Source organism: Streptomyces sp. NPDC007945, from assembly GCF_042958885.1.
In the GTDB taxonomy this organism is placed as follows: Bacteria; Actinomycetota; Actinomycetes; order Streptomycetales; family Streptomycetaceae; genus Streptomyces.
In genome coordinates this window covers 193,322-214,089 of sequence record NZ_JBIBJV010000001.1, presented here as the reverse complement: position 1 = coordinate 214,089, position 20,768 = coordinate 193,322, and the positions used below count along the sequence as shown (strand labels likewise).

Sequence of the window (20,768 nt, the reverse complement as noted above, 5' to 3'; positions counted from 1 at the left end):
CGGGTGTCAGCGACCAAGAAGAAGAACCAGGCGACCGCACCCGCCCCCGAGCGGCGCCGGGAACTCCTCGACACCGCCGCCGAGGTGTTCGCCGCCCAGGGGTACAACGCCACCACCGTCCGCAAGATCGCGGACGCCGCCGGCATGCTCGCCGGCAGCCTGTACTACCACTTCGACTCCAAGGAGTCGATGCTCGACGAGATCCTCTCCACCTTCCTCACCGAGCTGTGGGAGGGGTACGACGCCGTCCTCGCCGCCGGTCTCGGCCCCCGGGAGACCATCGAGGCCCTCGTCACCGAGTCCTTCCGGGAGATCGACCGGCACCGCGCCGCCGTCGCCATCTACCAGAAGGAGTCCCGCCACCTGATGGACCTGCCCCGCTTCCACTACCTCGCGGACTCGCAGCGCCGGTTCGAGAAGGCGTGGCTCGGCACGCTGGAGCGGGGCGTGGCGGACGGGGCGTTCCGCGGCGACCTCGACGTCCGGCTCACGTACCGCTTCGTCCGGGACACCGTCTGGGTCGCGGCCTCCTGGTACCGGCCGGGCGGCGGCCACAGCCCCGAGGAGATCGCCCGCCAGTACCTGTCGATGGTCCTCGACGGCATCGCCGTGGACGGCTGACACCTCCCGGCGTACGCGTCCCCGGCCCGCACCCCGCGTCCGCCCACCGGCCGCGTGCGCGGTCCCACGGGTCCCACGAGCCGCACGGCACCCACGAGCCGCACGGGTCCCACAGGGCCCATGAGCCGCACGGGTCCCACAGGCCCCACGGGCCGCAAGGGCCGCCCGGGCCGGTGGTGCCCGGTGCTCCGTCCGTCAGCGGCGGCGCGGGGCGGTCCATTCGAGCCGGGTCCTCACGCGGGCGTCGCGCACGAACTCCAGGGCGGCAAGGGCCGTCTCCCGGGGCGCGCCGTCCGGGTCGCCGTCCGCCAGGAGCGACGCCAGCGCGTCCACCGCCCGCGGGTCCTGCCGGATGGCGAGCCCGCGGGCCGCCTCCGCCGCCGTCTCCGGATCGGGGTCGGCGAGCCGCTCCGCCAGCGCCTCCCGGACGAGCGGGGTGTCGTCCGGCAGCTCGGCGAGGGCCAGCACCGCCCAGTCCCGCACCCGCGCGTCCCCGTCCCGGCTCAGCCCGAGCAGCACCCCCAGCGCCTCCAGGTGTCCGGCCGGCACGAGCCCGGCGAGCGCGCCCGCCACCGCCCGCCGCACCTCCGGGTCCGGGTGGTCCGCGGCGGCCAGCAGCTCCGGCACCGCCGCCGGGTCCGCACACGCCCCGAGCGCCGTCACCACCGACAGCACCGGCTCGCGCGTCGGCTCGGCCGTCTCCACCGCCACCCTCCGCAGCACCGGCACCGCGCTCGCTGCGAACCCCGGCAGGGCGGCCAGGACGCGCGCGCCGAGTGCCCGCCGCAGTGGATCGCGGTCGGCGCACCAGGCCGCGGCCGCCACGAAGGTCTCCTCGTCGGCGCGCGCGGCGAGCGCGTCCACCGCCGTCGTCCAGTCGTCCAGCTCCGGGTCGCCGCAGCGCAGCGCCCGCGCGGCCAGTTCCTCGTGCGGCACCCGCAGGCCCAGCGCCTCCTCCAGGAGGGTCGCGACCGCCGCGTGCCCGGTCTGCCGCTCGTCGCCGCGCCCGGGCCGGCCGTCCTCCCGGAGCAGCTCGACGACCACGGTCACCCCGCCGTCCTCGCGCACCCGCCGCACCACGGCCTCGTACGTCTCCCCGCCGCCGTTCCCCGCGACGAGTCCGCGCCGCAGCTCGGCCGCGATGTCCACCCCGATCCACCGCCGGGCCTCCCGCAGCGCGTCCTCCGCGCCCCGCGCGCCGTGGTCGAGCAGCGCCCGTACGCAGGCGGCGGAGCCTCGCCGGGCGGCGGCGGCCAGCGGGTCGAGCCCGTCGGGCCCGATCCGGTCGGGGTCGGCGCCGGCCGCGAGCAGCTCCCGTACGACCTCCGTCTGTCCGAGCCGCACCGCCCAGGCGAGCGCGGTGAACCCGAACTCCTCCTCCTGGTCGACCCCGGCCCCCGCCGCGAGCAGGGCCCGCACGGTGGGGACGTGGCCCCCGCAGGCCGCCCCGCAGAGCGGCAGGTCGCCGCCCTCGGGCCCGCTGGGCCGCCCGGGATCGGCCCCGGCGGCGAGCAGCAGCCGCACGATCCCCGTCTCGTCGGCGACGGCCGCGCGGTACAGCGCGGTCTCCCCGTCGTCGACGGCCTCGGGATCCGCCCCGGCGCGCAGCGCCCGTACGACCGCGTCCTCGTCCCCGCCGGTGATGCCCTCGAACAGCGTGCTCATGGCTCGACCCTGACCCCCCGTCCGCTCCCGGCGCAAATCCGTCCCGGCCGGGTCAGGGCTTGCGGGCCTCGATGAGGAAGCGGGTGGTGTGCGCGACGAAGGGGCCCTCCTCGGTGATCCGTCCGTGCAGCTCGCGGAGCCGGTCGCGGTGGGCGTCCACGGTGAAGCCGGGCACCATCCAGATCACCTTCCGGAGGAACCAGACCACCGCGCCCACGTCCAGGAACTCGGTCCGCAGCGATTCCGCCCGCAGGTCCACCACCTCCAGGCCGGCCGCCTCGGCGGCCCGCCGGGCGTCCTCGGGGTGCCGGGCGCGGCGGACGTCCTCCGGCTGCGGGCCGAGGAAGTACTCGACGAGCTCGAAGACGCTGGCCGGGCCCACCTGCTGGGAGAAGTAGGTGCCGCCCGGCCGCAGCACCCGCGCGATCTCCTCCCACCACACGGTCACCGGGTGGCGGCTGGCGACCAGGTCGAAGGCGGCGTCGCCGAAGGGGAGCGGCGGCTCGTCCTCGTCGTGGACGACGACCGCGCCGAGGGGGTGCAGCAGTCGGGTCGCCTTCGCCACGTTCGGCGGCCAGGACTCGGTGGCGGCCGTCAGCGGCGGCAGCTGCCCGGCCCCGGCGAGCACCTCGCCGCCGCCGGTCTGGACGTCGAGCGCGGCCGAGGCGCGGCCCAGCCGTTCGCCCAGCAGGCGCTGATAGCCCCACGAGGGGCGCTGCTCGGTGGCCCTCCCGTCGAGCCAGGAGAAGTCCCAGCCCTCCATCGGGGCCGCCTCGGCCTCCGCCACCAGGTCCTCGAAACTCCGCGTCATGTCCCCATGGTCGCCGCCGGGGGCCGGGAAGTCGTGGTCTTTTCCGCCGGGACACGGTCAGGTGGCGCAGTCGAGGACGGTCCCGCACAGTCCGCAGCGGGCACGCAGCCGGCGGCCGGCCGGGAGGCGCAGGCGCTGGTGGCAGGCGGGGCAGGGGAAGGTGACGGCGCTCGCGGGGGCGGCGCCGTCGAAGGCGTACGGGGCGCCGGGGGAGGGGCGGCCGAGGTGGCGGTCGTGGAGGTAGCGGCGGCGGGCCGTCCAGCCGGCGGCGGCGAGCGGGGGCAGCCGCCGCTCGCGGCGCGCCTCGGCCCGGCCGCGGCGCCAGGCCTCGTACGCGGCCGCGCCGGTGAACCAGGGGGAGGGGTCCTCGCCGAAGCGTTCGGCGCGCAGCGCGAGGACCCAGCCGAACTCCTCCGGGGTGAGGTAGCCGAGCTTCTGGCTCTCGACGCCGTCCTGCCGGAAGGCGTCGAGAAGCAGCCAGCCGGCGCCGAGGTAGGCGGTCACGACGTCGGTGAGGATCTCGTTGCGTTCCCGGTCGGGGAAGCCCAGGTCGAGGCGGTGCAGCAGGAGGTGGGTGATCTCGTGGGCGAGGGCGGCGCCGATGTCCCGGGGGCGGCGCCGGAAGCGCGTGTTGAGTTCGACGGAGTACTCGGGTCCCGCGGTGAGTTCGACGGTGGCGGCGTGTTCCATCGTCCGGAAGGAGACGGCGATCCGGGCCTCGGGGAGGCGGAGGTGGCGGACCAGGACCCCGGCGACGCGGGTGGCGCCGAGGAGCGGGTCCTCGCCGGGGAGGAGGGCCACGTCGGAGGCGGTCACGCTGGCCGGATAGCGCTCGACGCCGGTGGGGCCGAGGCGCCGGTGGAGCGCGGTGAGCGAGGCCCGTACGGCCTCCCGGTGGGGGAAGCCGTGCTCCACCCCATGGGTGTCCTCGCGGGCCCGGTCGGCCCTGTGGCGGTCCGTCATGCGTGCTCACCCCCTTCGTCCACTGTACGGTCCGATCGCGATATCTGGCCGAAAAGGCTTCCTTGTGGCGGCAGTTGAGGCTGTCCATAATCCGGACATGACTTGACGGGCGCATGTCATCACACGGGCGTGTGCCACCCACCGTCAGCGTCGTACCCCCATGCACCACCCCCCACGAAAGAAGGCAGACCGTGCAGAAGAACAGGTTCGTCCGCACCCTGCAGAAACTCGCCGCCGCCGGCGCCGTCGCGCTCGCCGCGCTCAGCCTCCAGCCCGTCTCCTCCGCCAGCGCGGCCGCCCCGCCGGTCGTCGGCGGAACCCGCGCCGCGCAGGGCGAGTTCCCCTGGATGGTCAGGCTCTCCATGGGCTGCGGCGGCTCCCTCATCACCCCGCAGATCGTCCTCACCGCCGCCCACTGCGTCAGCGGCTCCGGCAACAACACCTCCATCACCGCCACCGCCGGCGTCGTGGACCTCCAGTCCACGAGCGCCATCAAGGTCCGCTCCACCAAGGTCCTCCAGGCCCCCGGCTACAACGGCAAGGGCAAGGACTGGGCGCTCATCAAGCTCGCCAGCCCCATCACCTCGCTGCCCACCCTGAAGATCGCCGAGACCACCGCGTACAACAGCGGCACCTTCACCGTGGCCGGCTGGGGCGCGGCCCGCGAGGGCGGCGCGCAGCAGCGCTACCTCCTCAAGGCCAACGTCCCCTTCGTCTCGGACGCCTCCTGCCAGGCCGCGTACGGCAGCGACCTCGTCCCGTCCGAGGAGATCTGCGCCGGCTACAGCCAGGGCGGGGTCGACACCTGCCAGGGCGACTCCGGCGGCCCGATGTTCCGCAAGGACAACGCCGGCGCCTGGATCCAGGTCGGCATCGTGAGCTGGGGCGAGGGCTGCGCGCGGGCCGGCTACCCCGGCGTCTACACGGAGGTCTCGACCTTCGCCGCCGCGATCAAGTCCGCCGCGGCCACGCTGTAACCCGCCCCGGTACCGGGCCCCGGGGCGGCACAGCGCCCCGGGGCCCCTCCGCGTCCGGCCTCAGCCCAGCTCCACGACCACCGGCCCGACCCCCTCCGCCGCCGGCTCCACCTCCAGCACCCACACCTCGTTCGCCCCCTCCCGCAGCACCGGCCCCGGCACGAACAGACCCTCCTGCGGGCCCGCCGCCGGCCAGTACCGGCCCAGGCAGAAGCCGTTCACCCAGACGAAGCCCCGGCCCGCGCCCGGCAGCCGCAGCTCCGCGTCACCCCCGCCCGCGACCTCCACCGAGGCCCGGTACAGCCCCCGGCCGTCGGACCGCTCCGCCGCCGGCCGGAACGGCACCCGGTCCACCGCCCCCGCCGTGAACGCGTCGAGCCGCAGCCCCCGGGCCCGCACCCCGTGCGCGTACTGCCGCTCGTGCAGCAGCCCGCCCGTGATCCCCTTCGGCTCGCCGAGCCGCGGCCCGTAGTTCACCCGGCCCAGCGACTCCACCCACAGGTCCACCACCGCCGGGCCCGTCACCGGCTCGGTCAGCACCGCGTCCTCCTCCGTGAGCACCCCGGCGAAGACGCCGTCCACCCACACCTGCGCCCGATCCCGCAGCCCCGTCACCCGGAGCGGATACGGCTGCCGGGGACCCGGCACGGCGAAGCGGTAGCGCACCAGCCCCCGGTCCACGCCCAGCTCCTCGAAGGACGGCGGCATACCGGCCTCCGTCTCCGTACCGCCCAGCCCCTCCAGCACCGCGTCCAGCGGCGCCCACTCCGCCAGGTCCGCCCGGGCCGGAGCCGCCAGCCGGGCCGGCGGCTCCGGCACCTCCGGCAGCGGACCGGCCGCGTACGCCGCCAGCACCTCCCGGAAGCGGTGGTACTTCTCCGTCGGCCGCCCCCACTCGTCCACCGGGGCGTCGTAGTCGTACGAGGTCACCGTCGGCAGCAGCCGGCCCTCGTGCAGGTCGCCGGAACGGTTCGCGCCCGCCCAGCCGCCGAAGTTCGAGCCCCCGTGCGCCATGTAGACGTTCACCGACGCCCCGCACTCCAAGACCTCCCGCAGCGCCCCGGCCGCGTCCTCCGCGCCCCGCACCGCGTGCTCCGTGCCCCAGTGGTCGAACCAGCCGCACCAGAACTCCATGCACATCAGCGGCCCCGACGGCCGGTGCCGGCGCAGCGCCGCGAAGCCCTCCGCCGCGCCCGAGCCGAAGTTCGCCGTCGCGAGCACCCCCGGCACCGAGCCGCCCGTCAGCATGTGGTCCTCGGGCCCGTCCGAGGTGAACAGCGGCACCGTCACCCCGCACTCCCGCAGCAACCCGGCCAGCCACTCCAGATAGCGGGCGTCACTCCCGTAACTCCCGTACTCGTTCTCCACCTGGACCATCAGCACCGGCCCGCCCCGGTCCACCTGCCGCGCCACCACCTGCGGCAGCAGCCGGCGGAACCACCGCTCCACCGGCGCCAGGAACTCCGGGTCCCGGGTCCGCACCCGCCGCCCCAGAGGCCCCGTCACCCAGTGCGGAAGCCCGCCGTTCTCCCACTCCGCGCAGATGTAGGGGCCCGGACGCACGAGCGCCCGCATCCCGGCCGCCGCCACCGCGTCCAGGAAGCGGCCCAGCGCCTCCGGGTCCGCCCACCGGCCCGGCTCCGGCTCGTGCAGGTTCCACGGCACGTACGTCTCCACGCACTCCAGGCCCATCGCCCGCAGCATCCGGAGCCGGTGCTCCCAGTGCCCCTCGTGCACCCGGAAGTAGTGCAGCGCCCCCGACAGCAGCCGCACCGGCCGCCCGTCGAGCAGAAAGTCCTCGTCACCCACAGCGAACGTGCTCATGGCCCCACCCTCGCCCCCTGGCGGCGAGCCGGTCCATGGACAAAGATCGTCGCAGTTTGGACCTTGGACGACGCGGAAGGGCGGGCCGGCGGATGTACCACACCTGGATGCGCTACTTCACGCCCGGCCCCGTCCACCACCGCCTCGGCCTCGTCTGCCTCGGCGTCGGACTCCAGCACGGCCGCCTCCCCGTCGTCGGCCCCCGCACCCTCGACCACCACGTCGCCGTCCTCGTCTCCGCCGGCGGCGGCTGGTACCGCTCCGCCGACGGCCGCACCACCCCCGTCGCCGCCCCCGCGCTCCTCTGGCTCACCCCCGGCGTCCCCCACCACTACGGCGCCGACCCCGCCACCGGCTGGGACGAGTCCTTCGTCGACTTCACCGGACCCGCCGCCGCCACCTACACCGAACTCGGCTACATCGAGCCCGACCGGCCCGTCGTCCCCCTCGCCGACGCCGGCCCCGCCCGCGCCGCCATCGGCCGCATCGCCCGCGCCGCCCGCCCCGGCAACCCCCTCCTGGAGGTCGAGACCGCCGCCGCCGTCCACGAACTCCTCGTCGCCCTGCGCCGGGCCCGCGCCGACACCGACGCCGACGGCGACCCCGTCCTCACCGGCCTCGCCCGCGACGCCTTCCAGCCGCTCTCCGTCGCCGAGCACGCCGCCCGGCACGGCATGACCGCCGCCGAGCTGCGCGCCGCCGTCCGCCGCGCCGCCGGCTGCAGCCCCAAGGACTACCTGCTCACCGTCCGCCTCGGCCGCGCCAAGGAACTCCTCGCCGCCACCGAACTGCCCGTCGCCTCCGTCGCCCGCCGCGTCGGCTACGACGACCCCGCCTACTTCTCCCGCCTCTTCACCCGCAGGGTCGGACTCGCCCCCGTCCGCTTCCGCGAGCAGCAGGGCCGCGCCGTCCACGGCGGCTGGAGCGACCGCGTACCGGATCCCGAACACCCGCCCACCCTCACCGGGGACTCCGGCTAGGCTCGATGACCATGAGCGACACCAGGAACGACTCCCGCGACATCGACCCCGCCGTCCGAGCCGAGCTCACCCGGCTGCGCGAGTCGATCGACAACATCGACGCCGCCGTCGTCCACATGCTCGCCGAACGCTTCAAGTGCACCCAGCAGGTCGGCGTCCTCAAGGCCGAGCACCAGCTGCCGCCCGCCGACCCGGCCCGCGAGGCCCGCCAGATCGCCCGGCTGCGCGAACTCGCCGAGAGCGCCAAACTGGACCCGGCCTTCGCGGAGAAGCTCCTCAACTTCATCATCGCCGAGGTCATCCGCCACCACGAGACGATCGCGGACGGAGCACGCTGATGGCCCGCGTCACGGTCTTCACCCTCGGAGGAACCATCTCCGCGCGAGGCGGTGACGCGGCCCGGATGACCGGCCCCGAGGTCCTCGCCGCCCTCGGCGCCCCCGAGGACGTCGTACTCCGCGACTTCCGCCGGCTCCCCTCCTCCTCCCTCGCCCCCGAGGACCTCGCCGCCCTCGCCGCCGAGGTGAACGAGACGGTCGCGACCGGCTCCGGCGTCGTCGTCGTCCAGGGCACCGACACCCTGGAGGAGACCGCCTTCCTCCTCGACCTGCTCTGCCCCACCGAGCACGCCCCCATCGCCGTCACCGGCGCCATGCGCCGCCCCGACCTGCCCGGCGCCGACGGCCCCGCCAACCTCGCCGCCGCCCTCGCCGTCGCCGCCGACCCCGCCTGCCGGGGCCTCGGCGTCCTCGTCGTCCTCGCCGACGAGATCCACGCCGCCCGGCACGCCCGCAAGACCCACACCACCTCGGTCGCCACCTTCGCCTCCCCCGGAGCCGGCCCCCTCGGCACCGTCGTCGAGGGCACCCCGCGGATCCTGCTCCGCCCCACCGTGCCCACCGCGCCCTGCCGGCTGTCCTACGACCCCGCCGTCCGGATCGCCCTGCTCACCCTCGCCCTCGGCGACCGCGGCGAGCTGCTCACCGCCGTCGACGACCGCTTCCAGGGCCTCGTCGTCGCCGCCTTCGGCGCCGGCCACGCCCCCTCCTGGCTCGTCGAACCCCTCGCGGAGCTCGCCCGCCGCATCCCCGTCGTCCTCGCCTCCCGCACCGGCGCCGGCACCGGCCTCACCGAGACCTACCGCGGCCCCGGCTCCGAGCACGACCTCCTCCACCACGGCCTGATCCCGGCCGGCCCGCTCGACCCCGCCAAGGCCCGGCTGCTGCTCGCCGCCCTCGTCTCCAGCGGCGCCGCGGGACCCGCCGGCTACGACCGGCCCCGGATCACCGCCGCCTTCGCCCACCTCGACGGCACCGGCCTCGCCTGACCCGCCCGGGACCCTTCCCCTCGAAGCGGGACGGATCGGCAACACCTCTGCCCGCCGACCGGACGATCGGGCAGCATAGGGCCCATGTCCGTACTGACGCGCGACGAAGCGCAGACCCGTGCCCAGCTGCTCGACGTCCACCACTACGCGGTGGACCTCGACCTCACCGACGGCGACGAGACCTTCGGGTCCACCAGCCGCATCCGCTTCACCGCCCGCGCCGCCGGGTCCACCTTCGTCGAACTCAAGCCGGACACCCTGCACTCCGCGACCCTCGACGGCGCGCCGCTCGACCCCGCCGCCCTGGCCGGGAACCGGCTGCCGCTCGACCTCACCGAGGGCGAGCACGAGCTGACCGTCACCGCCACCATGCGCTACTCGCACACCGGCGAGGGCATGCACCGCTTCCTCGACCCCACCGACGGCGAGTCCTACGTCTACACCCAGCTCTTCATGGAGGACGTCCAGCGCGTCTTCGCCGCCTTCGACCAGCCCGACCTCAAGGCCGTCTTCGACGTCTCCGTCACCGCCCCCGAGGGCTGGACCGTCCTCTCCAACGGCATCACCGAGCGGCAGGAGGACGGCCGCTGGACCGCGGCCACCACCCCGCCGCTCTCCACCTACTTCGTCTGCGTCGCCGCCGGCCCCTGGCACTCGGTCCGCACCGAGCACGCCGGACTGCCCTTCGGCATCCACTGCCGCCGCTCGCTCGCCCCCCACCTCGACGCCGACGCCGACGAGATCATCGCCGTCACCAAGGCCTGCTACGACCGCTTCCACGAGAAGTTCGACGAGCCCTACCCCTTCGACTCCTACGACCAGGCCTTCGTCCCCGAGTTCAACGCCGGCGCCATGGAGAACCCCGGGCTCGTCACCTTCCGCGACGAGTTCGTCTTCCGCTCCGCCGTCACCGCCACCGAGCGCATGACCCGCGCCATGGTCATCGCCCACGAGATGGCCCACATGTGGTTCGGCGACCTCGTCACCCTCCGCTGGTGGGACGACATCTGGCTGAACGAGTCCTTCGCCGAGTACATGGGCTACCAGACCGTCAACGAAGCCTGCTCCGACCTCTTCGCCGACACCTGGATCGACTTCGGCGTCGCCCGCAAGGCCTGGGGATACGACGCCGACCAGCGCCCCTCCACCCACCCCGTCGCCCCGGACCCCGAGGCCGTCCCCGACACCGCCTCCGCCCTCCTCAACTTCGACGGCATCTCCTACGCCAAGGGCGCCTCCGCCCTCCGCCAGCTCGTCACCTGGCTCGGCGAGGCCGACTTCCTCGCCGGCATCAACATCCACTTCAAGCGGCACAAGTTCGGCAACGCCACCCTCGCCGACTTCATCGACAACCTCGCCGCCGCCACCGACCGCGACGTCCACGCCTGGGCCGAGCAGTGGCTGCGCACCACCGGCGTCGACACCCTCACCCCCCGCCTCACCGGCGAGGGCAACCGCTGGGAACTCACCGCCGACCGCGCCGGCAGCCGCCCCCACCGCATCGAGGCCGGCCTGTACGACCGCCGCCCCGACGGCGAACTCGCCCTGCGCGAGCGCGTCGCCCTCGACGTCCCCCAGCGGGAGCCCGCCCGCCTCACCGGCCCCCGCCCCGCCCTCGTCGTCCTCAACGACGGCGACCTCAGCTACGCCAAGCTCCGCTTCGACGAGGTCTCCCGGGAGTCCGCCCTCCGCGGCCTCTCCCGCATCCCCGACCCGCTCACCCGCGCCGTCGTCTGGAACAGCCTCCGTGACATGGTCCGCGACGGCGAACTGGAGCCCTCCGCCTACCTGGAGACCGCCCTCGCCCACCTCACCGAGGAGACCGACCTCGGCATCGTCCAGGGCGTCCTCGCCTTCGCCCGGCAGCAGGTCGCCGACCGGTACGTCCCCGAGGACGACCGCCCCGCCGCGCTCGCCACCCTCCGCGAGATCGCCCGCGCCCTCCTCCGCCGCACCGAGGACGGCGAGGACCCCGGACTGCGCCTCACCGCCGTCCGCGCCCTCATCGACAGCGCCACCACCCCCGACCAGATCGCCTCCTGGCTCGACGAGGGCACCGTCCACGGCGGCCCCGAGCTCGACCCGGAGCTGCGCTGGCGGATCCTCGCCCGGCTCGCCGTCCTCGGCGCCACCGACGAGGCCGCCATCGCCGCCGAACTGGAACGCGACCCCAGCGCCACCGGCCAGGAAGGCGCCGCCCGCTGCCGTGCCTCCCTCCCCGACCCGGCCGCCAAGGCGGCGGCCTGGGCCGCCATGTTCGAGTCCGACGACCTGTCGAACTACCTCTTCACCGCCACCGCGCTCGGCTTCTGGCAGCCCGAGCAGGCCGAGCTGGTGGGCCCGTACGTCGAGCGCTTCTACGACGCCGCCGCCGCCCTCGGCGACCGCCGGGGCCCCGCGATGGCCGAGGCCGCCGGCCGCTACGCCTTCCCCGCGTACGCGATCGACGCCGACTCCCTCGCCCTCGGCGAACGCCGGCTCGCCGACGACGCCGTGATCCCGGCCCTGCGGCGCAAGCTCGTCGACCAGCTTGACGACCTGGCCCGCGCCCTGCGCGTCCGCCAGGGCTGAGCAGCGGGGACGGCACCCCGCACCGGGGTGCCGTCCCTCGTTCGGGTCACAACCCCCCACTCCCCGGACAACGACACACCGGCCCCGGCACCCTGTCGTCCATGCGTGTCGCACCCCCGCCGCCCCTCGCCGCCCAGCCCACCCCGCTCAGCCGCCTCCTCGGCATCACCCTGGACGCGCTGCGCACCGGCGCCGAGGAACGGGGCGGGCCGCTGCCGCCCGGCGGACCGACGGCCGTCGCGGCACGCGTGCGCGCCGCCCTCGGCGCCGTACTCCCCGACACCGGGACCGGAGCCGACGAGGCGCTGCGCACCCTCGTCCACCTGGTCGCCGCCGGCGCCGCCGACCCCGCGCACCCGCTCTGCGCCGCCCACCTGCACACCCCGCCGCTGGCCCTCGCCGCCGCCGCCGACCTGGCCGCCGCCGCGCTCAACCCCTCGATGGACTCCTGGGACCAGGCCCCCGCCGCCTCCGCCCTGGAGACCGAGGTGACCGCCGCGCTGGCCGCCGAGGTCTTCCCGGCGGCCGACCGGCCGGACGCGCTCGTCACCACCGGCGGCACCGAGTCCAACCAGCTCGCCCTGCTCCTCGCCCGGGAGCGGCACGGTCCCGGCCTCACCACCGTCACCGGCGCCCACACCCACCACTCCGTCCGCCGCGCCGCCTGGCTCCTCGGCCTCCCCGAACCGGTCACCGTCCCCACCCCGCGCGGGGTCCTCGACCCGGAGGCCACCGCCCGGGCCCTCGCCGCCCAGGACGGGCCGGTCCTCCTCGCCGCCACCGCCGGAACCACCGACGAGGGACTGATCGACCCGCTGCCCGCCCTCGCCGACGCCTGCGCCGCCCACGGCGCCGAGCTGCACGTCGACGCCGCCTACGGCGGCCCGGTCCTGCTCAGCGCCGCCCACCGCCACCTCCTGGACGGCCTGGACCGGGCCCGCACCGTCACCCTCGACCTGCACAAGCTCGGCTGGCAGCCGGTCGCCGCCGGACTCCTCGCCGTCCGCGAGACCGGCGACCTCGCCGCCCTCGCCCACACCGCCGACTACCTCAACGCCGACGACGACACCGAGGCCGGCCTCCCCGACCTCCTCGGCCGCTCCCTGCGCACCACCCGCCGCCCCGACGTCCTCAAGGCCGCCGTCACCCTCCGCGCCCTCGGCAGGACCGGCCTCGGCGCCCTGGTCGACCGCTGCATGGAGCACGCCCGGGACCTCGCCGACCTGGTGGAGAAGCATCCCGGGCTGGAACTCCGGGACCGGCCCGTCCTCACCACCGTCCTCTTCCGCCCGGCCGGCGCCGACGACGCGGCGGTCGCCGGCGTCCGCCGCCGGCTCCTCGCCGAGGGCCGCGCCGTACTCGGCCGCGCCGAGGCCGACGGCCGGCTCTGGCTCAAGGCCACCCTCCTCAACCCCCACACCACCCCCGACGACCTGGACCGGCTCGTCACCCTGACCCTCACGGCACTCGCGGAAGGCGGCACCGACCGATGACCGGCAGCACCCACCAGCAGGACCTCGACCGCCCGCACGACCTGGTGGGCGTCGGCATCGGCCCGTTCAACCTCTCCCTCGCCGCCCTCGCCGACGGCGTCCCCGGCGGGATCGCGGCGAGCTTCTTCGAGCAGCGGCCGGCCTTCCACTGGCACCCGGGCCTTCTCATCGAGGGAGCCACCCTCCAAGTGCCCTTCCTCGCCGACCTCGTGACCCTCGCCGACCCGGCCAGCCCCTGGTCCTTCCTCTCCTACCTGAAGAGCCGCGAGCGCCTCTTCCCCTTCTACTTCGCGGAGCGGTTCCACATCCAGCGGGCCGAGTACGACGCCTACTGCCGCTGGGTGAGCGAGCGGCTGTCGGGCCTGCACTTCGGCCACCAGGTCGACTCGGTCCGCTGGAACCCCGAACGGAAGCTGTTCGAGGTCGACTTCACCCAGCTCGACCCGGACGGCGAGGCCGCCGCCCTCGGCCGCGCCTACAGCCGGAACGTGGTCCTCGGCGTCGGCACCGAGCCCTACGTCCCGGAGCCGCTGCGCCCGCTCGCCGACGCCCCCGGCGTGCCGGTCTTCCACGCCGCCGACTACCTCGCCCACCGCGAGTCGCTGCTCGCCGCCGGGCACGTCACCGTCATCGGCTCCGGCCAGTCGGGCGCCGAGGTCTTCCTCGACCTGCTGCGGGGCCGCCCGGCCGGCGCCGAGCGGATCAGCTGGCTCTCCCGCACGGAGGCCTTCGCGCCGATGGAGTACTCGAAGCTGGGCCTGGAGCACTTCACCCCCGACTACACCCGCTACTTCCACGCCCTTCCCGAGCAGGTCCGGGGCGAACTCGTGCCGCGCCAGTGGCAGTTGTACAAGGGGATCGACGCGGAGACCATCGCCGCCGTCCACGACGAGCTCTACCGCCGCACCCTGCACGGCGGCTGGCCGGACGCCGTCCTCACCCCCGGCGTGCGGGTGCGCACCGCCGGTCGGGTCGCCACCACCCAGGTCGAGCTGCACCTGGAGCACGTCCAGCAGGGCACCCGGTCCCGGCTCACCACCGACGCCGTCGTCCTCGCCACCGGATACCGGGAGCGCCCGGTCGACCGGATGCTGGCCGGCCTCGACCCGTACCTGCGGCACGACGCGGCGGGCCGGGCGAAGATCGACGAGCACTACCGGCTGGTCCTCGACCGGTCCGTCACCGGCGCGGTGTTCGTGCAGAACGCGGAGCGCCACACCCACGGCGTGGGCGCCCCCGACCTGGGGCTCGCCGCTTGGCGCAGCGCCGTGATCCTCAACGCGGTGACCGGCAAGGAGCCGTACCCGCTGCCCCGCAGGACCGCCTTCACCAGCTTCGGCCTGGTGGCACGAGAGGCGCCGAGCATCCCGTCGCAGGAACGGAAGCTGACGCCTCTCGTGGAGCACTGACGCCCCGGTGTCCTAGAAGACCGGCACGCCGTCCCGGGTCAGCCTCCAGCCCGCGGACGCGAACGTCGCCGGGTCGACCGTGCCCTTGGCCCGGACCCACTGGATGATCGTGTTGCGGATCTCGTCCGAGTTCGCCCACAGCTGCTCGGCCCTGGCGACGTGCGGGAAGGCGCCGCCGCCGCTGGCGCGGTAGTTGTTGACGGCGAGGACGAACCGCGCGGCCGGGTCGAGCGGCTTGCCCTCGAAGGACAGGCCGGTGATCCGCTGCCCGACCGGCTGGGCGATGTCGATGTCGTACGTGAGCCCGGAGACGGCGTCGTAGTTGTAGTCCGGGGTGCCGTCCGCGTTGGTGAGCCTCGCGGTGTCGACGGGGGCGCCCGCCGGGGTCCGGACGTAGTACTTAGCCGAGTACTCCAGGTACTCCTTCAGCTGGGCGCCCGTCATCAGGCGGGCCTCCAGGGTGTTCTCGAAGGGGTAGAGCCCGGCGGCGTCCTTGATGGTGATCTCGCCGGCCGGGATGCGGGCCGTGCGGGAGAAGCAGGAGGCCTGCGAGAGCACCGGCAGGTCCGCGTGGGCGCCGCCGGCCAGCGCCGCCTTCACGGTCTCGGCCTGGACGACGTTGATCAGGTCGATGATCGGCTCGTCCTTCCACGGCGCGTCGGCCGTGGTCATGGCGGCGGTGGAGGTGCCGATGACGGTGTTGACGTACGCCACGACCTTCCGGTGCTCGTCGGCGAGCAGCCCGGTGATCCGCGGGTCCTCCTCGACGGTGTTGGAGTTGAGGACCTGGGCGGCGACCTTCTCCACCGTCCAGCGGCCCTTCTCCCACACGAGGTCGAAGTCGAAGAGGGTGAGGCGCTGACCCCACTTGAGCGGCTCGGAGAGGACGACCTCCTTGCCGGTCTCCTTGTTGGCGACGCGGTACTCCGGGATCTCGGTGTGGGCGTGCCCGACGAGGATCGCGTCGATGCCGGGGACCTGCTCGGCGACGAGGCCGGCCGCGTTCTCGACGTGGGGGAGCTGGTCGCCGTACGAGGAGGTGCCGCTGGAGCCGGAGTGGGCCGAGACGATCACGACGTCGGCGCCCATGGAGCGCAGCTTCGGCACCCACTTCGCGGCCTGCTCCTCCAGGCCGGGGAAGACCATCCTGCCGCTGACGTTCGCCTTGTCCCAGAGGGCGATGCCGGGGTTGGTGAGGCCGAGCACCGCGACGCGGACGTCCCTGCCGTGCGGGGTGCGCAGCCGGTGGAGGCTGTACGGCGGGAAGGCCGGGCGCAGCGTCGTGGCGTCGAGCGCGTTGGCGCCGAGCAGCGGGAAGTCGCACTGCTCCTCGAACTTCCGGAGCACCGGGATGCCGTAGTTGAACTCGTGGTTGCCGAGCGCGGCGGCGTCGTAGCCGATGGCGTTCATCGCCTGGGCCATCGGGTGGACCGGGCCGCCCTCGCGGGTGATGGGGTCGACCTTGGCGTAGTAGTACGAGAGCTGGGTGCCCTGGATGGTGTCGCCGGCGTCGATGAGGAGGGTGTTGCGGCGTCCCCTGTCGGCGCGGACCTGGTTCACCAGGGTGGAGATCTTGGCGAGGCCGACGTCGTTGTGGGCCTTGTCGTCGAACTCCTTGTCCGTGAAGTAGTCCCAGTTGAGGACGTTGCCGTGCAGGTCGGTGGTGCCCATGACGGTGAAGGAGTACCGCTTGGCCGGCTTGGGACGGGCTCCGTGGGCCTCGGCGGGGGCGGCGGTCCCGGCGGTGAGGGCGGCCCCGGCGCCGAGGGCGGCGGAGCTCTCCAGGAAGGTCCGGCGGTTCAGCGGCATGTGTGTCTCTCCTTGTTCCGTGGCGCTGTCTCGGGTGCACAACGCGCGTAGATTCTGGCTCAGACCTTTCGCCGACAACAGCCCTTTCGGGTTACGGAGTGGGAAAGTGTTCGTATGCCACCGATCCCCGGTCCCGAGGAGCCTGTCGTGACGCACCCCCACCCCACCCCGCAGGCGCCCCAGGTGACGGTCCGTGGCGAGGGTCTGATCGAGGTCGAGCCGGAGCTGGCGCGGATCGCGGTGACCGTCACGGCGCGCGGCGTCGACCGGACCCCGGTCCTCGCCGACCTCACCCGGCGCAACGCCGAGGTCCTCGACCTGGTCAAGGCGCGCGGGGCGGCCGTGGCCAAGCTGGAGACGGGCGGCTTCTCGATCGCCCCGGAGCGGCCCCGGCGGGGGAAGGGCGAGCGGACGCGGAGCCATCGGGGGCACGTGCGGATCACCGCCGAGCTCACCGACTTCACCGCCCTCGGCGAGCTGGTGACCGAGCTCGCCGACCGGGAGCAGGTCGAGGTGGACGGCCCGTGGTGGGAGCTGCGCCAGGACTCGGAGGCGTACGCCGAGGCGCGCCGGCTCGCGGTGGCGGAGGCGGTGCGGCGGGCCCGGGCCTACGCGGAGGCGCTGGGCACCTCGCTGGGCTCACTCCTCGAACTGTCGGACGCCGGGTCGTCCGAGCCGGGCGCCTGGCGGGGCGGCGGCTTCTCCCCGAGGCTCGCCGCCTTCGCGGCGGAGGAGCCGGGAGGGACACCCGCGCTCGACCTCGAACCGCAGCGCCGGACGGTGACCGCCGAGGTCGTCGCGCGGTTCACGATGCTGCCGCCCGCACTCTGAGACGAGACGCTCCGGGGCGCGGAAAACGCTCATCGGAGCAGTGCGGCGCACAGATTCAAGTCTTGTCAACAACGTTTCACGGAAAGGTTGTTGAGTAGTCATGCGGGACCCGGCGGCTACTGATGGGTAAGGCCCTAGGCTCGTTTCATGCGCCGAGCGAAAATCGTTTGTACCCTTGGGCCCGCCACCGAAACATACGACCAGATCAAGGCGTTGATCGAGGCCGGAATGGACGTGGCCCGCCTCAACCTCAGCCACGGCACCTACGCCGAGCACGAGGAGCGATACCGGCGGGTCCGCAAGGCGGCCGACGAGTCCGGCCGGAGCGTCGGCGTCCTGGCCGACCTTCAAGGCCCGAAGATCAGGCTCGGCCGTTTCCGCGAGGGCCCGGTACTCCTTGAACGCGGCGACGCGTTCACCATCACCGTCGAGCCGAGGGAGGGCGACCGCCACGGCTGCGGCACCACCTACGCCGGCCTCGCCGGGGACGTCACCGCCGGTGAGCGGATCCTCGTCGACGACGGCCGGGTCACCCTGGAGGTCACCTCCGTCGACGGCCCCCGGGTGCACACCCGGGTCGTCGAGGGCGGCATGGTCTCCGACCACAAGGGGCTCAACCTCCCGGGCGTCGCCGTCTCCGTCCCGGCCCTCTCCGAGAAGGACGTCGAGGACCTCCGCTGGGCGCTGCGCACCGGCGCCGACGTCATCGCCCTCTCCTTCGTCCGCTCCGCCCGGGACATCGAGGACGTCCACCGCATCATGGACGAGGAGGGGCGCCGCCTCCCGGTCATCGCCAAGATCGAGAAGCCGCAGGCGGTCGAGAACATCGAGGAGATCGTCGCCGCCTTCGACGGCATCATGGTCGCCCGCGGCGACCTCGGCGTCGAGATGCCGCTCGAACAGGTGCCGATCGTCCAGAAGCGCGTGGTCAAGCTGGCCAAGCGGAACGCCAAGCCGGTCATCGTCGCCACCCAGATGCTCGACTCGATGATCGACAACTCCCGGCCCACCCGCGCCGAGGCCTCCGACGTCGCCAACGCCGTCATCGACGGCACCGACGCGGTGATGCTCTCCGGCGAGACCAGCGTCGGCCGCCACCCGATCGAGACCGTCCGCACCATGAGCCGGATCGTGGAGGCCGCGGAGGAGGACGTCCTCGCCAAGGGGCTGCCGCCGCTGACCGAGCGGAACAAGCCGCGGACCCAGGGCGGCGCCGTGGCCCGGGCCGCCGCCGAGATGGGCGACTTCCTCGGCGCCAGGTTCCTGGTCGCCTTCACCCAGTCCGGCGACACCGTCCGGCGGCTCTCCCGCTACCGCTCGCCGATCCCGCTGCTGGCCTTCACCCCGGACCCGGAGACCCGCTCGCAGCTCAACCTCACCTGGGGCGTCGAGACCTTCCTCGGCCCGCACGTCGACTCCACGGACGCCATGGTCGCCCAGGTCGACGAGGAGCTGCTCCGGATCGGGCGCTGCGAGAGGGGCGACATCGTGGTGATCACGGCCGGCTCGCCGCCCGGCGTCTCCGGCTCCACCAACCTCGTCCGCGTCCACCACATCGGCGACCCGCTCTCGTAGTCGCATGCGACGGAACATCGGAAAGAGCTCAGCCATCGCTTATGGCGGCTGGGCTCTGGCGCTCCCGGAGTACTTGGCACGTCATGCGCAAGTGAGGACGCGGAAACCCTGACGCCGCGTCACCCCGAGGCCGGCTTCGCCGGGTCCGAACCTCGACCGGGTGGCGGTGGTCAGTGCTTGGGGCCCACGTGGGCGTCCATGAGCGCGACGGAGGCTTTGCGGGCGATGGAGATGTTCTGCGCGGTCCGCGATTGGTTGGTGGCCTTCCAGTCGACACCGACGCGGTCGAGGGCATGCGTGAAGAGCCCGAGGATGTCGGTGGACGAGTTGGTGAAGAAGTAGCGGGGGTACTCGTACCGCTTCCGCTCGCCGCCGACGAGCCGGGTCGTCCAGTTCGTGATCCGGCTTCCGTCGGAGTGGATGAGTCCCCGGATGAAGGCCCAGGGATGAGCGTCGACGATCTCCCGCTGCCAGGCTTCGAGCGCGATGCGCCGCTCGTGCTTCTTACCGGGGCCGTGCTGCGGGAAGAGGCAGGTGAGGTGTTTGGAGTAGACCTTGACCTCAAAACACCCCTGCCTCTGGACCTTCGACGCATGATTGCCCGGCAGGACGGATTCCATGACCCGCACGCAGGCGTCGATGAGGCCGGGCCAGCTGTCGGTGCAGGAGATGGAAAGACTGGGAACCCGCATGGCACGGCTCTGAGCGATGTGGCCGTCGCCGAGGTAGAGCCCGAGCAGGTATGCGTACGCGACTTCGTCGAGTTCGCACCCGTCGCACCGTGGACACAAGGGGCTGCGTCTGCCTGGGCACTCGCCACGCTTCGCGCGGTCCATATGCTTCCAGTAGCCGATCGTGCCGAGTGGAACGCTCAGCATCCTGGCGACAGCCGAGTTCTTCGCGCCGCTACGCAGAAGGGTGAGTGCCTGTTGGCGCGTTCCCATGTCGTACATGCAGTCGAGCGTGATCGATTCGCCCTAGTGGCTGTCTGCGGATGGGTAGAATTCACGCGTGAGGGTGACGATCATTCGTTACCCGGCTACCTTCGAATTGAAGGAAAAGTGCCCCGGGTCGGACTCGAACCGACACTGTGTGGGTTTTGAATCCACTGCCTGCTGCCAATTGGGCTACCGGGGCCCGCAGAATCAAAGGTTTCCCCCGACCCTCTGCGCGTCCACCATACCGTAGCTAGGTAGGCTCATGGGGAGCTGTATCCGCCTCGGAACGAGGCCATGGAACGAGGAGCCCGCGTGACCGCCCCCGAGTCGCCCCAGCCCGCCGCCGACGACGCCGACGGGTCCCACGTCCCGCCGCTGACCACCCGCGTCGTCATCGCCGAGGACGAGGCGCTGATCCGCCTCGACCTCAAGGAGATGCTGGAGGAGGAGGGCTACACGGTCGTCGGCGAGGCGGGCGACGGCGAGACCGCCGTCGAGCTCGCCCGCGAGCACCGCCCCGACCTGGTCATCCTGGACGTGAAGATGCCCAAGCTCGACGGCATCTCCGCGGCCGAGAAGATCGCCGGCGAGTCCATCGCCCCGGTCCTCATGCTCACCGCCTTCTCCCAGCGCGACCTCGTCGAGCGCGCCCGCGACGCCGGCGCCATGGCCTACCTGGTCAAGCCGTTCAGCAAGAGCGACGTCGTCCCCGCCATCGAGATGGCCGTCTCCCGCTTCGCCGAGCTGCGCGCCCTGGAGCAGGAGGTCGCCGACCTCAGCCAGCGCCTGGAGACCCGCAAGCTCGTCGACCGCGCCAAGTCGATCCTCCAGACCCAGTACGGCCTCTCCGAGCCGGCCGCCTTCCGCTGGATCCAGAAGACCTCCATGGACCGCCGTATGTCCATGCAGCAGGTCGCCGAGGCCGTCATCGAGGACGCCGAGGAGAAGAAGGCCGCGAAGGGGCAGTAGCCCGT

At 73.6% G+C, this 20,768-nt stretch carries 17 protein-coding genes and 1 tRNA gene; 11 read left to right on the top strand and 7 right to left on the bottom strand.

Annotated elements, in window-relative coordinates; translation table 11 throughout:
• Positions 1 to 3: 3 nt before the first annotated feature.
• Positions 4 to 621: a TetR family transcriptional regulator gene (locus ACFZCF_RS00980; RefSeq protein ID WP_391283760.1), complete on the top strand. Its 618-nt coding sequence runs from the start codon at positions 4 to 6 to the stop codon at positions 619 to 621.
• A gap of 195 nt (positions 622 to 816) precedes the next feature.
• On the opposite strand, the gene ACFZCF_RS00975 is transcribed toward ACFZCF_RS00980, so the two are convergent.
• The 3 genes from ACFZCF_RS00975 to ACFZCF_RS00965 are packed head-to-tail and all read right to left on the bottom strand — an operon-like array spanning position 817 to position 4,060.
• Positions 817 to 2,286: an ankyrin repeat domain-containing protein gene (locus ACFZCF_RS00975; protein ID WP_391283758.1), complete on the bottom strand. Its 1,470-nt coding sequence runs from the start codon at positions 2,284 to 2,286 to the stop codon at positions 817 to 819.
• A gap of 52 nt (positions 2,287 to 2,338) precedes the next feature.
• Positions 2,339 to 3,097, bottom strand: a complete 759-nt coding sequence (locus ACFZCF_RS00970; RefSeq protein WP_388439492.1) for a methyltransferase domain-containing protein — start codon at positions 3,095 to 3,097, stop codon at positions 2,339 to 2,341.
• A gap of 57 nt (positions 3,098 to 3,154) precedes the next feature.
• Positions 3,155 to 4,060: a hypothetical protein gene (locus tag ACFZCF_RS00965; protein WP_388439489.1), complete on the bottom strand. Its 906-nt coding sequence runs from the start codon at positions 4,058 to 4,060 to the stop codon at positions 3,155 to 3,157.
• 191 nt (positions 4,061 to 4,251) lie between these two features.
• Here ACFZCF_RS00965 and ACFZCF_RS00960 point away from each other — a divergent pair, with 191 nt between their 5' ends.
• Positions 4,252 to 5,037 (top strand): S1 family peptidase, encoded by a 786-nt coding sequence (locus ACFZCF_RS00960; protein ID WP_388439486.1) that lies wholly within the window; start codon positions 4,252 to 4,254, stop codon positions 5,035 to 5,037.
• Between the two features lie 60 nt (positions 5,038 to 5,097).
• Here the strand turns inward: ACFZCF_RS00960 and ACFZCF_RS00955 are convergent, their stop codons facing one another.
• Complete coding sequence (locus ACFZCF_RS00955; protein ID WP_391283756.1) at positions 5,098 to 6,861, bottom strand: beta-galactosidase; 1,764 nt, start codon at positions 6,859 to 6,861, stop codon at positions 5,098 to 5,100.
• A 92-nt stretch (positions 6,862 to 6,953) separates the two neighbouring features.
• Between ACFZCF_RS00955 and ACFZCF_RS00950 the strand changes: the two genes are divergently transcribed.
• The 6 genes from ACFZCF_RS00950 (at position 6,954) to ACFZCF_RS00925 (ending at position 14,641) form a co-directional block, all read left to right on the top strand.
• Positions 6,954 to 7,841, top strand: coding sequence for an AraC family transcriptional regulator (locus tag ACFZCF_RS00950; RefSeq protein WP_169085826.1), 888 nt, complete (start codon positions 6,954 to 6,956; stop codon positions 7,839 to 7,841).
• Between the two features lie 5 nt (positions 7,842 to 7,846).
• Positions 7,847 to 8,179 carry a chorismate mutase gene (locus ACFZCF_RS00945; RefSeq protein ID WP_388439479.1) on the top strand — a complete coding sequence of 111 codons (333 nt, stop codon included), beginning with the start codon at positions 7,847 to 7,849 and terminating at the stop codon, positions 8,177 to 8,179.
• Complete coding sequence (locus ACFZCF_RS00940) at positions 8,179 to 9,168, top strand: asparaginase domain-containing protein (RefSeq protein WP_391283753.1); 990 nt, start codon at positions 8,179 to 8,181, stop codon at positions 9,166 to 9,168. The genes ACFZCF_RS00945 and ACFZCF_RS00940 overlap by 1 nt, the downstream gene beginning before the upstream one ends.
• Positions 9,169 to 9,252: 84 nt before the next feature.
• On the top strand, positions 9,253 to 11,739 hold the full coding sequence (gene pepN, locus ACFZCF_RS00935; RefSeq protein ID WP_388439473.1) for an aminopeptidase N: 2,487 nt from the start codon (positions 9,253 to 9,255) through the stop codon (positions 11,737 to 11,739).
• Positions 11,740 to 11,840: 101 nt separating this feature from the next.
• Positions 11,841 to 13,232 carry a pyridoxal phosphate-dependent decarboxylase family protein gene (locus ACFZCF_RS00930; protein WP_388439470.1) on the top strand — a complete coding sequence of 464 codons (1,392 nt, stop codon included), beginning with the start codon at positions 11,841 to 11,843 and terminating at the stop codon, positions 13,230 to 13,232.
• A complete protein-coding gene (locus tag ACFZCF_RS00925) occupies positions 13,229 to 14,641 on the top strand; it encodes a lysine N(6)-hydroxylase/L-ornithine N(5)-oxygenase family protein (RefSeq protein ID WP_388439467.1) in 1,413 nt (470 codons plus the stop codon). The genes ACFZCF_RS00930 and ACFZCF_RS00925 overlap by 4 nt, the downstream gene beginning before the upstream one ends.
• A 12-nt stretch (positions 14,642 to 14,653) precedes the next feature.
• On the opposite strand, the gene ACFZCF_RS00920 is transcribed toward ACFZCF_RS00925, so the two are convergent.
• Positions 14,654 to 16,450 (bottom strand): bifunctional metallophosphatase/5'-nucleotidase, encoded by a 1,797-nt coding sequence (locus ACFZCF_RS00920; RefSeq protein ID WP_388439464.1) that lies wholly within the window; start codon positions 16,448 to 16,450, stop codon positions 14,654 to 14,656.
• Positions 16,451 to 16,564: 114 nt separating this feature from the next.
• Here ACFZCF_RS00920 and ACFZCF_RS00915 point away from each other — a divergent pair, with 114 nt between their 5' ends.
• Together ACFZCF_RS00915 and pyk are read left to right on the top strand one after the other, a co-directional pair.
• Positions 16,565 to 17,281: an SIMPL domain-containing protein gene (locus tag ACFZCF_RS00915; RefSeq protein WP_391283750.1), complete on the top strand. Its 717-nt coding sequence runs from the start codon at positions 16,565 to 16,567 to the stop codon at positions 17,279 to 17,281.
• 147 nt (positions 17,282 to 17,428) lie between these two features.
• Entirely contained in the window at positions 17,429 to 18,856 is a 1,428-nt protein-coding gene (gene pyk, locus ACFZCF_RS00910) for a pyruvate kinase (protein ID WP_391283748.1), read from the top strand.
• A gap of 170 nt (positions 18,857 to 19,026) precedes the next feature.
• Here pyk and ACFZCF_RS00905 read toward each other — a convergent pair whose 3' ends face one another.
• On the bottom strand, positions 19,027 to 19,809 hold the full coding sequence (locus ACFZCF_RS00905) for a helix-turn-helix domain-containing protein (protein ID WP_391283746.1): 783 nt from the start codon (positions 19,807 to 19,809) through the stop codon (positions 19,027 to 19,029).
• Between the two features lie 109 nt (positions 19,810 to 19,918).
• A tRNA-Leu gene (locus ACFZCF_RS00900) sits at positions 19,919 to 19,993 on the bottom strand.
• 113 nt (positions 19,994 to 20,106) lie between these two features.
• On the opposite strand from ACFZCF_RS00900, the gene ACFZCF_RS00895 reads away from it, so the two are divergent.
• Positions 20,107 to 20,763 carry a response regulator gene (locus ACFZCF_RS00895; protein ID WP_359526574.1) on the top strand — a complete coding sequence of 219 codons (657 nt, stop codon included), beginning with the start codon at positions 20,107 to 20,109 and terminating at the stop codon, positions 20,761 to 20,763.
• Positions 20,764 to 20,768: the final 5 nt, after the last annotated feature.

Bases quoted from the DNA above. Each gene is read 5' to 3' on its own strand.
- ACFZCF_RS00975 (WP_391283758.1), bottom strand. From the start codon at position 2,286: ATGAGCACGCTGTTCGAGGGCATCACCGGCGGGGACGAGGACGCGGTC.
- ACFZCF_RS00970 (WP_388439492.1), bottom strand. From the start codon at position 3,097: ATGACGCGGAGTTTCGAGGACCTGGTGGCGGAGGCCGAGGCGGCCCCG.
- ACFZCF_RS00965 (WP_388439489.1), bottom strand. From the start codon at position 4,060: ATGACGGACCGCCACAGGGCCGACCGGGCCCGCGAGGACACCCATGGG.
- ACFZCF_RS00955 (WP_391283756.1), bottom strand. From the start codon at position 6,861: ATGAGCACGTTCGCTGTGGGTGACGAGGACTTTCTGCTCGACGGGCGG.
- ACFZCF_RS00950 (WP_169085826.1), top strand. From the start codon at position 6,954: ATGTACCACACCTGGATGCGCTACTTCACGCCCGGCCCCGTCCACCAC.
- ACFZCF_RS00945 (WP_388439479.1), top strand. From the start codon at position 7,847: ATGACCATGAGCGACACCAGGAACGACTCCCGCGACATCGACCCCGCC.
- ACFZCF_RS00940 (WP_391283753.1), top strand. From the start codon at position 8,179: ATGGCCCGCGTCACGGTCTTCACCCTCGGAGGAACCATCTCCGCGCGA.
- pepN (WP_388439473.1), top strand. From the start codon at position 9,253: ATGTCCGTACTGACGCGCGACGAAGCGCAGACCCGTGCCCAGCTGCTC.
- ACFZCF_RS00930 (WP_388439470.1), top strand. From the start codon at position 11,841: ATGCGTGTCGCACCCCCGCCGCCCCTCGCCGCCCAGCCCACCCCGCTC.
- ACFZCF_RS00925 (WP_388439467.1), top strand. From the start codon at position 13,229: ATGACCGGCAGCACCCACCAGCAGGACCTCGACCGCCCGCACGACCTG.
- ACFZCF_RS00920 (WP_388439464.1), bottom strand. From the start codon at position 16,450: ATGCCGCTGAACCGCCGGACCTTCCTGGAGAGCTCCGCCGCCCTCGGC.
- ACFZCF_RS00915 (WP_391283750.1), top strand. From the start codon at position 16,565: ATGCCACCGATCCCCGGTCCCGAGGAGCCTGTCGTGACGCACCCCCAC.
- pyk (WP_391283748.1), top strand. From the start codon at position 17,429: ATGCGCCGAGCGAAAATCGTTTGTACCCTTGGGCCCGCCACCGAAACA.
- ACFZCF_RS00905 (WP_391283746.1), bottom strand. From the start codon at position 19,809: ATGTACGACATGGGAACGCGCCAACAGGCACTCACCCTTCTGCGTAGC.